The organism is Anaerohalosphaeraceae bacterium (assembly GCA_037479115.1).
GTDB lineage: Bacteria > Planctomycetota > Phycisphaerae > Sedimentisphaerales > Anaerohalosphaeraceae > JAHDQI01.
The window spans coordinates 95,976-108,863 of record JBBFLK010000010.1 but is presented as its reverse complement, the minus strand read 5'-3'; the positions used below and the strand labels follow the sequence as shown (position 1 = coordinate 108,863).

Below are 12,888 nucleotides of genomic sequence, written 5' to 3'. Positions count from 1 at the left end.
CTAGTTATTCTGCAAGAGGAAATCAATTTGCTGAACAGACAAATTGAACATTGGAAAGAACTCTTAAAAAGGAAGAGGGCGGAACTGCATGAAACACTCAAAGGAAGCGGTTTCGAACAAATTGCATTTCCCAACGGGCTGTATGTGCAATGTGTTCTGAAATCTGTCTATAAAAGACAGACGGACCTTGCGGATAATGTTTTGTTTGGATGGCTGAAAAAGAATAATCTGGGTGATATTATTAAGCCCCATGTGCCCTGGGCGAGGTTAAATGCATCGCTTCGGGATTTTGCCGGAAGAGGCGGAAAGATTGACCCTTCGATTATTCAGATGTCTGAGGAAAAGACTGTTTCTGTCCAGAATCAGAGAAGATATTTAGCCACGGTCCATATCCAGAAGGACATTTCTCTTCTTGTGAACAGCATTCTAAAAAAAACCGGCGAGAAGGCGGTACAGTCTTTCAGCGGGCCTGTCTGTCCGGAATGCGGAGCGGCATTAACTCCCTGCGGTCAGTGCGGCAATCTCCTTTGTACTGCGTGTGAAGAAACGTGTGATTGTGCTTTTTATAATTCGACTCCTTAAAGTGAGCGAAGAAGCGCCCAGAAAGCCCCTGTTTTGGAAGGAAAACTGATTAGATTCCTTGACAAGGCAGGGGTTTTCGGTTAAAATATATCTGATTTGGTCAAAAAGAGGGGTGCCGGTGCTTTTTAAGGGGGTATGATGATGAGAAGAGTTTGGCTGGCTGGCGGGGTTTTTGTCTGGCTGGCGATTGGATGGCCGGTTTGGGTTTGGGCGGCGGAGTATTATGTGAGCCCCTCCGGCAGCGACAGCAATAGCGGCACCCTCAGCAGTCCTTTCAAAACAATCGGCCGGGCCGTTACGGCAGCCTCGGCGGGGGATACGATTTTCCTTCGAGGCGGACAGCATGCTTATTCCACGAAAGTTTCCATCAGCAAAAGCGGAACTTTGGAGAATCCGATCACGCTGCGTTCTTATCCCGGTGAAACGGTTATTCTTGACTTTTCAGGCACGTCCACGGGGACTCGCGGGATTGAACTAAGCGGCAGCTACTGGGTGTTTTACGACTTTATTATCCAAAATGCGGGCGATAACGGGCTGTACATTACCGGCGGGCATAATCAGATTGAGCGGATTACGGCCCGCTGGAATGAAGATTCCGGCATCCAGCTGCATACCGGTGCGGCGTATAATCTGCTCCTGAACTGTGATTCCTATGAGAATTACGACCCGGCCAATCACGGGGAGAACGCGGACGGATTTGCCGTCAAATTCGGGGTTGGTCCGGGCAATATTCTTCGGGGGTGTCGGGCGTGGAGCAATTCGGATGACGGCTATGACTGCTGGAATACAACTCCTCCCAGTGAGGCCGTCACATTTGAGCGGTGCTGGGCCTTTCGAAACGGAATCAATCTTTGGGGAGATACCGCCTTTGCCGGGGACGGGAACGGGTTTAAGCTGGGAGCCGGCGCCGGCGGACATTTTTTGGTGTATTGTGCGGCCTTTGACAATCCCCATCATGGAATCGATGTGAACGGGAATATTACGGGCGTGACCGTCTATCAGTGCAGCGGGATTCGAAACGGCGGCCGGAATTTTTATTTTGATGAGCATAATTCGGCGCATGTGCTTCGGAACAACCTGTCGCATCTGGGGGCGGTTTTGATGTATGAGGAGATTGACGACCAGTTCAACTCCTGGAATGGTTTTGTGCTGACAGATGAGGATTTCGCGGAGCTGGATTCGGCGGGGGCCGACGGTCTGCGCGAGGCGGACGGTTCACTGCCGCGGCTCGGTTTCGCCCGTCTTCGAGCCGGCAGTGCAGCGATTGATGCCGGGGCGATTTTGGGACTGGAATATCTGGAGGCGGGACCGGATTTAGGGGCTTTCGAGTATATTCCGGGAGACTGCGCCGCGGACGGACGGGTGAATTTGCTGGATGTTGAACGGCTGGCGGAATGGTGGCTGATGGGGGCGTGCGGACGATGCGGGGGAGCAGATTTGAACGGGAGCGGGTCTGTGAACCTGTCTGATTGGAAGAGAGCGGCTTCGTATTGGCTCAAAACGGGTTTCTAAGAGTGTTTGATAAAGGCTCGGTTTTCTCTCTTCCTCACTTTGATAAAGCTTCGGGCGACTGGGTTCAGGAATGACGGGGGTGGTGCGTGGGAAATAGCCCCGGGCGCAAGCCCGGGGAAGATGAGGATAGGGTTTTCATTCTCTTTTTTCCCCGCCCTTGCGGGCGGGGCTATTCTGTTTTCGTTCTTCGCTGAAGCTTCGAAGGACAAGTCGCGGGGAGGAAGAACTGGATTCCTGCCTGCGCGGGAATGACGGTGGCCTGCGCGGGAACAACAGGGGCCTGCACGGGGATGACGGGGCTTGGCGGGGAAATAGCCCCGGGCGTAAGCCCGGGGGAAAAGGGAATGCATCAGTCATCAGTCTTCAGTTATCAGTCTTCAGTCATCAGTGGTCAGTCATCAGTGAACAGGATAGAAAGAGATGCGCGGAGATAATGAGGGAGCAGGTGAGAAAAGGATTTTAGTGAAAAGGAAGGAACAAACTGCGAGGTTTCTCTGGACAGAGCCGGAGTATTTAGCTCTATTCAGAAGCAGGCAGGGAGAACTCGACGATGGAGAAGGAGGAGATGTCAAAGCGAATCATGCGTTTTCCATCCCAGGAAATGGCCATCGGGCCGATTTGGTCGATGGGAAGGGCTCGGTAGGTGTGCGTTTGTTTGTCAAACACGAAGGACTTTTGATAGTAGGATTTTTCCGGCTCTTTTTCGTGGACTCGAAAGGTGATTTGGGCCAGGACGAGATTGGGGTCCGCCGCGAGGGTATAGGTGTGGTAAATGTAGTCGCCGTTGACGGAAAACCAGGGGGTTAATCCGTACCGTTTGTCGTCCGAAGAGGTCAAGGGGAGGCGGTAAAGTCCTTTCGAACTGCCGACATAAAGCCATTCCGGGTCAAAATAGGGGATTTGCAGGGATTGTACGGCATCGCTCCTCTGCAGTTTTTGAATTTGGACAGGATTTTTTGAAAGGACTTTATAAATGCCGTTCGGTCCGCACGCTCCCAGTGAAAAGAAGCAGGTGCCGTCCCGGCTGACGGCCAGCGGACCCGCAAAGAACCAGAATTTGCCCTCGGCTTCGAGGGCGTCTCTGTCTGCCGTTTCGCTGTATGGATGATACTGGAGGTCCACAATGGATTCCCCGACTCCATCGGGGCTCCAGTAGGACAAAAGCATATCCGGGGTTGTTCCATGGCCTGAGGCGAAGGCGATGCGGCCGTCGGGATGGAAGGCAAGACCGGTTATGCGGCAGTCAATCGGACCGATTCGGTTTTCGCGGATGGGCTGCTGACCGGCGAATGTGAATGTGTACTCCTGCCCGTCCCACCAGACGTTCCGGATGCGTTCCTGAAAAGGTTTGTCGCTGACGGCTGCGAGAACGGGGTCTTGTTTGGGTTGGCAGCAGGAGCCGGATGTTCGTTCGGCGGAGGAGGCCGCTGGGGGATTTTCGAGAAGGCGCTGGACGGCGTTTTTCAGCTGTCCAGGATTGATGTCGTAATGTCGGACAATGCCCTGCCGGTCGATGACGATAATGAGGGGGATGCCGCCCGAACCCAGCCGCCGCCAGATTTTGTTGTCCCAGCCCAGGCCGTCAAAGTACTGCGGCCATGGGATTTCGTGCGCCTTCAGATAATCAGTCAGGGCCTTTTTGTCGCTGTCCAGTGAGATGCCCAGGATGACCAGTCCTTTGTCTTTGAAAGCGTTGTAGGTTTCGAGCAGGTAAGGGGTTGCTGCTCTGCAGGGGCCGCACCAGGTTGCCCAGAAATCGATGACGACGACCTTGCCGCGGTAGTCCTGGATGTTGTGGGTTTTGCCATCGAGGTCTGTAAACTCGAGCGGGGGAAAGGGACGTCCTTCTTCGATGGCTTCTTTTTTTGCAGGAGTTGGAGGAAGGGGCGGAGCGGGAGCCGGCGGCACAGCGGCGGCTGGTTTCAGAGAGGTCTGAATCTGCTGGTTGATGCTGGGCAGGAGCGTGACGGTCAGGATGACACACAGGTAAAACTGGAGGAGAATGCTCAGGATTAGGAGGAAAATAATGATAATCTGCGTGCTTTTCATAAAGGTCTCCTTTTCTGCGTTTGTAGATATAGACTAATCGCGATGGGGGGGCTGTTTCAAGAAAAAACAATTATCAGTCATCAGTTATCAGTCATCAGTTATCAGGGATTGGTCAGGAAGCGGAAAGAACGGCCGGCTGCCGGAGTCCGGCCACTGGCTGCTTTCCCAAAATAGATTCCCGCCCTTCCTCCTTCGCTGAAAGCTTCGGAGGACAGGTCGTGGGAAGGTCTGGATTCCCGCCTGCGCGGGAATGACGGTGGCCTGCGAGGGAACGACGGGGACTTGGGCGAGGGAAATAGCCCCGGGCGATAAGCCCGGGGAAAAAGGGGATGAATCAGTCATCAGTCAACAGTTATCAGTGGTCAGTTATAATGAACAGTGAAGAGGGATGCGCGGAGATGACGAGATGTGGGGGAATGGGAAAGAAGGCAAAAAGTCAATCTTTTCTGTCGGGATAAACGATAAAAGGGGTATGAAGCGATTGTTCAGCATTATGGTATTGGCGGCGGTGCTGGCGGCCGGCGGGGTGTATTGGTGGAAGAGCACGGAAACCCAGCGGACGATTCAGCAGCTCCTTGCGGAAAATAAGCAGCTTCAGGAAGCCCTGGCCAATCTGGCGTTTGAGCAGCAGGTCGGGTATGCCAAAGTGGTTGAGCAGAAGCTGCGGGACGGGCGGCTTTTTACAAGGATTTTGTTTGTTCAGACTCTGCCGGAGGATGCGTCTGAGCAGGTTCTTCGGAAAGAAGTGGAAATCGAAGGCGATATTGCCCATTTTGACATGCTGATTGTCTGTTTTGATAAGCAGCTCGTGATGGACGGCCGGGAGCGGGCGATTGGGCTTTGGCGGCGGATTTATGGGGAGAAGATGCGGCCGGAGGACGGATTTGTAATCCAGCCGGAGGGGACGGAGCCCGCCTCGTATGCCGACATTGGACGGAAACTGTCGGTAAAGGATCGGCAGCTGTTCTGGCAGGAAATCTGGAGCTTATCCAACCAGCCCAAACGGCTGGAATCGCTGGGAATCCGGGCGATTTACGGCAATGCGGTGTATCGGCAGATGCGTCCGGGGCTGATATACATCTTTAAGCTCAGCAGTACGGGGGCTTTCTGGGCCGAGGTGATTCCGGATTTATAAGCAGCCGGGTCAGGTTTGGGGGAAAAATATGCTTGACAGGATGGGGGGCATTTCTTACCTTCACAGTTTTAATTGTTGAACACAGGACAGTCGTCTTCAGGGAGTTTTGAGGTTGGGAGAGGACGTTCGGAAACCTGCGATATCAGCAAGCCGCGTACGGTTGGGGGTTTCGGTCTGTTCGGGCTTGAAAGGGAGGGTCGCACTTTTCCGGTTTGCCCTCGACGAGTTTGCCGTAAATCCTTAGGAATTGAAGGGAGACAATCGCTATGAAGAAACGGAATGTGTTGACTGGACTGACAGCGGGATTGTTGATTTTTGCGGGGGCCTGCAACTGGCAGATTTGGCGGCTTCAAGGAAAGGAGAGTGCAAGAATGAGTGTTCAGAAAGAGCCGTTCGGAGTTTTACCGGACGGGCGGACTGCGGACCTGTACATCCTGAAAAACAGCAGCGGAATGACGGCCAAGATTACCAACTACGGCGGACATGTGGTGGCCTTGTATGTGCCGGACCGCAATGGCAAGCTGGAGGATATCCTGCTCGGTCATGATGACCTGAAGGGGTATCTGGAACGCAAGACCAATCCGTATTTCGGCTGCATCATCGGGCGGTACGGCAACCGCATCGGTCAGGCGAAATTTACGCTGGACGGCAAGGAATACAAGCTGGCGGCCAATGACGGGGTCAATCATCTGCACGGGGGTGTGGACGGATTTGACCGGCGGCTGTGGACGGCCAAGCCGTTTACGACCAAGAACACAGCAGGCGTGGAGCTGTCCTATGTGAGCAGGGATATGGAGGAAGGATATCCGGGCACGCTGAAGGTGACGGTGATTTATACGCTCACGGATGACAATCAGCTGCAGATTGACTATAAGGCCACGACGGACAAGCCGACGGTGTGCAATCTGACCAATCATATGTATTTCAATCTGGCCGGTCAGGGCAAGGGGGATATTCTGGGGCATGAGCTGATGCTCAATGCGCCGTTCTTTACGCCGGTGGATGAAGGGCTGATTCCGACCGGAGAGATTCGTCCGGTCAAGGGAACGCCGATGGACTTTACAAAGCCGACGGCAATCGGGGCGAGAATCAATGCCGATTATGATCAGCTGAAGTACGGCAAGGGCTATGACCACAACTGGGTGCTGGACAAGAAGGGCAACGAGATGTCTCTGGCGGCGAAGGTCTATGAACCGACCAGCGGACGGGTAATGGAAATCTGGACGACGGAGCCGGGGATTCAATTTTATGCGGGCAATTTCCTGGATGGAACGATTGCCGGCAAGGGCGGCAAGGTCTATCAGCACCGCACAGGCTTCTGTCTGGAGACGCAGCATTTCCCGGATTCGCCCAACAAGGCACAGTTCCCGTCCACGGTTCTGCGTCCGGGCCAGGTCTATCAGACTACAACCATACATAAGTTTTCGACTCGATAACGAATCGGTTTAGGGAATCCTTCAAAAGGAGACAGCTATGGAAACAGGATTGTTAGCCATGTCCGCCTGGAGCGGTCTGGACACGGCCATCATGATCGCCTTTTTTATCGGGCTGGTCGGGATTATCGTCTGGGTTCTTCGTCAGAAAGAAGAGACGTCTCAGGATTACTTTCTGGCGGGCCGGAACGCGGGCTGGGTATCCATCGGCTCCTCGATTTTTGCCTCGAATATCGGTTCGGAGCATTTGGTAGGGCTGTCGGGCGTCGGCTTTGTGAGCGGAATGGCGATGGCCCACTGGGAGATGCATGCGTGGCTGATTCTGGTGCTCGGATGGGTGTTTGTGCCGTTTTATGACCGGATTAAGATTTTCACGATGCCGGAGTATCTGGAGCATCGGTTTTCGCCGGGTTCCCGTTCGATTCTTTCGCTGATTTCACTGGTCAGTTATGTCCTGACGAAGGTGGCTGTGACGGTGTATTCCGGCGGCGTGGTGTTCGGAACGGTGTTCGGGATTACCCGCGTTCCGGAGAACGTGCCGCTGATCGGCGGGATGGATATGTTCTGGGTGTCGGCCATCGGGCTGGTTGTGATTACCGGTCTGTACACGGTGCTGGGCGGGATGAAGGCCGTGATGTACACGTCGGTTCTGCAGACGCCGGTGCTGCTGATTGGTTCGATTGTGATTCTGGTTGTCGGACTGATTCGCGTCGGCGGATGGGGCGAGGTGGAGCGGATTTGCGGGCCGAATCTGAAACTGGTTCGGCCGGCATCGGACCCGGAGTTTCCGTGGACGGGGGTGCTGTTCGGCTCGATGATTATCGGGTTCTGGTACTGGTGCACGGACCAGTATATTGTGCAGCGCGTTCTGTCGGGCAAGAACCAGCAGGAAGCACGCCGCGGGACGATTCTGGCAGGCTATTTTAAGCTGCTGCCGGTATTCATTTTCCTCGTGCCCGGGATGATTGCCTATGCGCTGACCCAGAAGGGTCTGCTGAATATGCCGCTGACGGCGGAGGGCAAGCCGGATGCGGATGCGGCCTTTTCGACGCTGGTATCACAGCTGCTGCCGATTGGGTTTAAGGGATTTGTGGTGTGCGGCCTGCTGGCGGCCCTGATGAGCTCGCTGGCTTCGCTGTTTAACTCTTCGGCGGCGCTGTTTGTCGGCGATTTTTACAAAAAACTGCATCCGACCGCCAGTGAGAAGCATCTGGTTGTGGTTGGGCGTATTGCGACGGCCACGGTGGTGATTCTCGGCATCGTCTGGATTCCGGTGATGAAGGGCATGGGCAATGTGCTGTACCGGTATCTGCAGGCGGTTCAGGGACTGCTGGCACCGGCGATTGCCGCGGCGTTTGTGATGGGCGTGTTCTGGAAGCGGGCCACGGCCATGGGCGGATTCTGGGGCCTGGTGGTGGGCTTTGCTCTCGGAATGTTCCGGCTGGCTCTGGATGTGCTCAAAGGGCGTTTGGCGGAAGGGACGCTGCTGTACTGGGCGGCCAATGTCAACTGGCTGCATTATTGTGTTTTCCTGTTTATTCTGTGCATTGTTGTGACGGTCATCGTCAGTCTGATGACGCCGCCGCCGTCTTCGAATCAGATCCGCTATACGTACTATGCGGCTACGCCGGAAGAAAAGGCCGCCACACGGGCCAGCTGGAATAAGTGGGATGTCATTCACACGCTGATTATTCTGGGTGTGATTGTCGCGTTCTATATCTATTTCTGGTAATCGGGAGCGGTTTGAGAGAGGGGTTGTTATGGCCTATGCAATCGGTTTGGATTACGGGACCAATTCGGTCCGGTGTGTGATTGTCAATACGGCGAACGGAAAAGAGGTCGGCACGGCGGTTTATAACTACCCGTCCGGCGAGATGGGGATTCTGCTGGACCGCAAAGACCACAATGTGGCCCGGCAGAATCCGGCGGACTATCTGGAAGGGCTGGAGGTGACGATTAAGAAGTCTCTGGCTCAGGCCAGGAAGAACGACAAGAAGTTCCGGGCCGACCAGATTGTGGGCATCGGGGTGGATACGACCGGCTCGACGCCGATTCCGGTCGATAAGGACGGTGTGCCTCTGGCAATGAAGAAGGAGTTCAAAAAGAATCTGAACGCCTATGTGTGGCTGTGGAAGGACCACACGGGCTATGCCGAGGCGGCTGAGATTACGGAGCTGGCGGCGCGCGAGCATCCGGAGTATCTGGCCAAGTGCGGCGGGACGTACTCGTCGGAGTGGTTTTTCAGCAAGATTCTGCACTGCCTGCGGACGGACCCGAAGGTGTTTGATGCGGCCTATACGTGGGTGGAGCATGCGGACTGGATTCCGGCGGTGCTGACCGGAACGGACCATCCGTCCAAGCTGAAACGATGCCGGTGTGCAGCGGGGCATAAGGCGATGTTCAATGAGGCCTGGGGCGGCTATCCGGCCAAAGAGTTTCTGTCCAAACTGGACCCGAAACTGGGGGCCCTTCGGGATACCCTGACGGCCACCACGCAGACGGTGGACCAGAAGGCGGGCGACCTGACGGAAGAGTGGGCCAAGCGGCTGGGTTTAAAGCCGGGGATTCCGGTGGCAATGGGAGCGTTTGATGCGCATCTGGGCGGAGTCGGGTCGGGCATCGGACCGGGGACGCTGGTGAAAATCATCGGCACGAGCACCTGCGATATGGCGGTGGCGCCGAATACAGCCAAGCTGCCGGATATTCCGGGCATCTGCGGGATTGTGGACGGCTCGATTCTTCCGGGGTATTTCGGTCTGGAAGCGGGGCAGTCCGCCGTGGGCGATATTTTCAACTGGTTTGTCAACTACATTCAGCCCGGCGGAAAGAAAGAAGGCGACCATGCCGCGCTGACGGCCAAGGCCTCCAAACTCAAACCGGGGCAGTCAGGGCTTTTGGCGCTGGACTGGAATAACGGCAACCGGACGATTCTGGTGGACCAGCGGCTGACGGGGCTTTTGGTGGGCCAGACGCTTCATACGCGTCCGGAGGAGATTTACCGGGCGCTGGTGGAGGCGACGGCCTTCGGGGCGCTGACGATTATCAACCGGTTCGAAGAGTACGGCGTGAAGATTGAGCAGATTATCAACTGCGGCGGCATCTCCGAGAAGAACCCGATGATTATGCAGATATATGCCGATGTGACGGGCCGGGAGATGAAGATTTCCCGTTCGCCTCAGACCTGTGCGCTGGGGGCGGCCATCTGCGGAGCCGTCGTGGGCGGAGCGCATCCGGACTTTGCCTCAGCCCAAAAAGCAATGTGCGGGGTCAAGGCCAAGACCTTTAAGCCCATTGCGGCAAATCATGCGGTTTATAAACGGCTCTATGTGCTTTATAAGCAGCTGCATGATGCCTTCGGGACCAAAGGATACAATCAGTCGCTGTACAATGTGATGAAAGACCTGCTGAAGATTAAGGAAGAGGTTCTCAAACAATGATGCTCAAAGAACTGCGGGAGCAGGTCTGGCAGGCCAATCTCCAGCTGAAAATCCAGAATCTGGTGATTTACAGCTGGGGAAATGTCAGCGGAATTGACCGGGCCAAAGGGATTGTGCTCATAAAACCCAGCGGGGTGGACTACGATGCGCTGCGTCCGGAGGACCTGGTGGCGCTGGATTTGGACGGCCGGGTCGTAGAGGGTTCGCTGCGGCCTTCTTCGGATACGCCGACTCATCTGGAATTGTATCGGCGGTTTGAGAAGGTCGGCGGAATCTGCCATACGCATTCGCTGTATGCGACAATCTGGGCGCAGGCCTGCCGGGAAATCCCCTGTTTCGGCACAACGCATGCGGACAATTTTTACGGGCCGGTGCCGGTGACGGACCCGATGCAGCCGGAGGAGATTGAGGGGGATTATGAGCTGAATACCGGCAAGGTGATTGTACGGCGGTTTGCCGGGCTGGACCCGATGCAGGTGCCGGCGGTTCTGGTGGCCAATCACGGGCCGTTTACCTGGGGGCCGAATGCGCAAAAAGCGGTGGAAAACGCCGTGGTGCTGGAGCAGTGTGCGCAGATGGCTCTGGGGACTCTGCAGCTGAATCCGGAACAGCCGGAGATTTCCCGCGTTTTGCTGGACAAACACTATCTCCGCAAGCACGGCAAAAACGCCTACTACGGGCAGAAATAATCCGGCGGCGAAAGCCGGCACGTCATTTTTGGCGTGGAATCCGAAGAACCGTCAGGGAATAGGGGGCGGCGGTGAAAGTCTGCTCGTCACGCAGGGTTATGGGGGCGGTTTTGGGGACGATGTCGTTCGGGGAGCGGAAGGTATTGCAGGCGTCGGGCGTGTCGGCGGTCAGGAGGGTTTGAATCGCCGGGGTTTCCGCTTGAGGCAGGCCCTGCAGATTCAGGGTGAGCGTAACAGCTTGAGCATCCCCATTGACCATTTTCACAATAATATCCCCGTTTCGGCTGTCTCGGACGGCAGAGAAGGCGAACTTTTTTTCATCCGACAGCGGCGGGTCGAGGTTTGCCGGCAAGTATCGGTCGCCTGCATGGGTGCCGAAGAGCATCTGAACATAATAGTTGGCGGTCCGAAGGACCTCTGTGTTGGTAAAATAGATAAGATTCGGATTCCACTGGGTATTTCCATGTTTGCCGAGCAGGGGGGCGTAGGAGGCCATGCGAACCAGGTCACCATTTCGTTCAAGGGCGATCATATAGGCGGCCTCAGCCAGAGCAGAACGGAGGGTGTTTCGACGGTCGGGTTCATGGGCGGCGTATTCGCCCAGATAGACTTTTGATTTGGTGCGGTCGTATCGGTCATAACGGTTCAGGTTGCTCCAGAACCACTGGGGGGATTTGTAGCCGTGTTCATCGACCATTTCGAGGCGGAGGGCGTCAGCGAATTTCCAGCCCTCTTCAAAGTCGAATCCTTCGGGGGCCGGTCCGACGGTGCCGATGACGGTGATGTCGGGGTATTTGGCTTTGACGGCCCGATAGAGCATTTCGAAGCGTTCGCGAAAGGCGGGTGTCATGGCATCTTCGTTTCCGATGCCCAGGTATTTGAGGTTAAAAGGTTCGGGGTGTCCGGCCTGGGCCCGCAGACGGCCCCAAGTCGAGTCCGGGGCGCCGTTGGCCCATTCAATCAGGTCCAGGACCTCTTGGATGTACTCGGGCATTTTCTCGAGAGGGACGGCCTGCTGGCCGACCCCCCAGTACCGGTCGGTGTTTTGGCAGGACACGCCGGCGGCCATGACCGGAACCGGTTCGGCGCCGATATCTTCGCAGAATTGGAAGTATTCAAAATACCCCAGTCCGACGGTTTGGTGGTAGCGCCAGATGTTTTTTTGTGCTTTCCGGTGCTCGACGGGGCCGATGGTGTCTTTCCAGCGGTAGAGATTGCTGAGCCCGTCACCGTGAACCAGACAGCCCCCGGGGAAGCGCACGAAGCGGGGTTTTAAGTCAGCAATCACTTCCGCCAGGTCGCGGCGGAGGCCGTTTTTGCGGTTTTTGAATGTGTTTTGCGGAAACAGGGAGACCATGTCGAGATAGATGACGCCGTCTCCGTGAATCCACAGGACAATTCGGCCGCTGTCTGTACTTTCTTTGGGATGCAGGACGGCGGAATACGGCTTCCAGTCCGAGCTCAGGGGGGGCAGGTCGCGGCTGTCCAAAATGGTTCCGTCGCGGGATTCGAGGCAGACCTGCCAGGAGAAATGTCGGCCGGGCTGCTGTCGGGCGAAGACGGAAAAGGTATAGCCCTCGCCCGCTTTGAGGACAATGCCGCCAAAGCCGCTGTTGGACAGACCCACGGCGCTTCCTTCCCGTCCGGCACGGCAGTGAAGCTCCAGATAGCGGGGATTGTTGGGACCGAGCGGGCGGGCATCGCCGATATAAGCAGTGCCGTCGCCTTCGGCGCGTTTGAGCAGCTGCCAGCCGGTCAGGGCGTTCCAGTCGGGTCTGTCGAGGGCGGAATATTCAAAGGAGCGGTTCTGAACGAGTTCCGCATACAACCCTCCGTCGGCGGCATAGTTGAGGTCTTCGAAAAAGATTCCGAACAGCATCGGGCTGATGGGTTTGCCGGGGGAATCGGTCCGGATGGTTAGGGTTAGTGCCTGAACAGGAGAAGGGAAGGCCGAAAGAACCCAAAGAGCCGGCAGGAAGAGAAATTTGGAAAACCGCATGTTTCTGTTATCCTCCGTTTTTCACTCAACGTATCGACGAAATGCAGGGCCG

Annotated in this window: 9 protein-coding genes; 7 read left to right on the top strand and 2 right to left on the bottom strand. The window is 55.8% G+C overall.

What is annotated here, in order from left to right:
• A partial coding sequence (locus tag WHS88_06815) for a hypothetical protein (protein MEJ5259882.1) occupies positions 1-582 on the top strand: 582 nt, incomplete at its 5' end.
• Between the two features lie 135 nt (positions 583-717).
• The gene (locus WHS88_06810) at positions 718-2,094 is read left to right on the top strand and encodes a right-handed parallel beta-helix repeat-containing protein (GenBank protein MEJ5259881.1); all 1,377 of its coding nucleotides are present in this window, start codon (positions 718-720) and stop codon (positions 2,092-2,094) included.
• Between the two features lie 519 nt (positions 2,095-2,613).
• On the opposite strand, the gene WHS88_06805 is transcribed toward WHS88_06810, so the two are convergent.
• The gene (locus WHS88_06805) at positions 2,614-4,143 is read right to left on the bottom strand and encodes a redoxin domain-containing protein (GenBank protein MEJ5259880.1); all 1,530 of its coding nucleotides are present in this window, start codon (positions 4,141-4,143) and stop codon (positions 2,614-2,616) included.
• 472 nt (positions 4,144-4,615) lie between these two features.
• On the opposite strand from WHS88_06805, the gene WHS88_06800 reads away from it, so the two are divergent.
• From WHS88_06800 to WHS88_06780, 5 genes are all read left to right on the top strand, one after another.
• On the top strand, positions 4,616-5,278 hold the full coding sequence (locus WHS88_06800; GenBank protein MEJ5259879.1) for a hypothetical protein: 663 nt from the start codon (positions 4,616-4,618) through the stop codon (positions 5,276-5,278).
• A 371-nt stretch (positions 5,279-5,649) separates the two neighbouring features.
• Complete coding sequence (locus tag WHS88_06795) at positions 5,650-6,714, top strand: aldose epimerase family protein (protein ID MEJ5259878.1); 1,065 nt, start codon at positions 5,650-5,652, stop codon at positions 6,712-6,714.
• A gap of 37 nt (positions 6,715-6,751) precedes the next feature.
• A complete protein-coding gene (locus tag WHS88_06790) occupies positions 6,752-8,443 on the top strand; it encodes a sodium:solute symporter (GenBank protein ID MEJ5259877.1) in 1,692 nt (563 codons plus the stop codon).
• 28 nt (positions 8,444-8,471) lie between these two features.
• Entirely contained in the window at positions 8,472-10,148 is a 1,677-nt protein-coding gene (locus WHS88_06785; protein MEJ5259876.1) for a ribulokinase, read from the top strand.
• On the top strand, positions 10,145-10,837 hold the full coding sequence (locus tag WHS88_06780) for an L-ribulose-5-phosphate 4-epimerase (GenBank protein MEJ5259875.1): 693 nt from the start codon (positions 10,145-10,147) through the stop codon (positions 10,835-10,837). Before WHS88_06785 ends, WHS88_06780 begins: the two co-directional genes overlap by 4 nt.
• Positions 10,838-10,859: 22 nt before the next feature.
• Here the strand turns inward: WHS88_06780 and WHS88_06775 are convergent, their stop codons facing one another.
• Complete coding sequence (locus WHS88_06775; GenBank protein MEJ5259874.1) at positions 10,860-12,836, bottom strand: alpha-L-arabinofuranosidase C-terminal domain-containing protein; 1,977 nt, start codon at positions 12,834-12,836, stop codon at positions 10,860-10,862.
• Between the last annotated feature and the right edge of the window lie 52 nt (positions 12,837-12,888).